Annotated in this window: 1 protein-coding gene; it reads left to right on the forward strand. The window is 78.8% G+C overall.

The window, feature by feature from the left end:
- Nucleotides 1-185 precede the first annotated feature (185 nt).
- Nucleotides 186-1064: a hypothetical protein gene (locus ABD353_RS39645; RefSeq protein ID WP_344628572.1), complete on the forward strand. Its 879-nt coding sequence runs from the start codon at nucleotides 186-188 to the stop codon at nucleotides 1062-1064.
- Nucleotides 1065-1183 lie beyond the last annotated feature (119 nt).

A 1183-nucleotide genomic window follows, 5' to 3' on the forward strand; every position in this document is an offset into this window, starting at 1 on the left:
GCCGGGGGGGGGGGGGGGGGGGGGGGCGGTGGCGGGGGAGTGGGCGGAGGCCCGCCCCCCCCTGCCCTGCCGCCCCCCGGCCCCCCGTCGGGGCCGCCCCTGACCCGGCGTCAGGGTACTGTCCGGGCGCCGTCCGGGCTCTCACCGATGTCGGCCGGAGGGACCCGGGCAGCAGGCTGGCCGCCATGGAAACCCACGCCGCTCAGAACGCCGCCCGCCCCGACCGCTCCCGCCGCCCCAGCCGCCCCCGCCGGATCCGGCGGGCCGGGATAGCCGCCGTCACCGTCCTCGCGGCCGCCGCCCTCGCCCTGGCGGCCCCCTCCGCCGCACAGGCGGCCGACACCGTCCCCGCCGCCCACGCTCCCGCCGCCGCAGGCCCTGCGGCGTCCACTGTCACGGCGTCCACGGCCACGGTGTCCGCTGCGACCCCGGAGGCCGAACTGGCCGCGCTGGAGGCCGGCTACGCCGACTGTCCGGAGCTCCCGCAGGGGGTCGACCCGGCCCGCTGGCGGTGCGAGGTGCACCTGGCCACCCCGAAGCTGCGTCTGGGCGCCGCCGACCTCCCGGCACTGCGGCCGATCATGATGGTGCACGCCGAGGGCCCGCTCGCGGACGGCACGCCCGGGCAGGTCTGGGGCGCCTGGCACGGCGGCGGCACGGCGGCGGTGCCCGGCGGCCTGACCGGCACCCCGGCCGGGGACCGCAGCCCGGTGCTCGGGCTGTCGCTGGAGGCGGAGTACGGCGGCGCCTCGGACTTCTACACCGGCAGCATGGAGATGCGCTTTCGGCTCTCCGGCCCACTGCTGCCGGACGGTTGCGAGATCGGGCGGAGCGCGCCGGTGAGTCTGCACTTCCAGCGGGCGGGTTCCTCGGAGTGGGTCTCCCGGAACCCGCCGCTGATCCACTTCTCCGCGTACGACGACGGCTTCGCCGCCCCCGCGCCGGAGGGCTGCGGCCCGCTGACCGGGCTGCTGTCCCACCGGCTCGGCCTTCCGGCGGCGAGTGGCAACCTGCTCTCGTACGACGCGAGTTACACCTTCAGGACGTACGACCGGCTGCACTGACGGCACCGACGGCGCTGCCGACACCGACAGGGCTGCCGGCGGTGCGGCGGCCGTGTCCGCCGGCCCGTCGGCCGGCCGCGGCCGGGACGCCGGACAGCTCGCGGACGGCGGCACCGGCC

The organism is Kitasatospora arboriphila (assembly GCF_039528095.1).
Taxonomy (GTDB): Bacteria; Actinomycetota; Actinomycetes; order Streptomycetales; family Streptomycetaceae; genus Kitasatospora; species Kitasatospora arboriphila.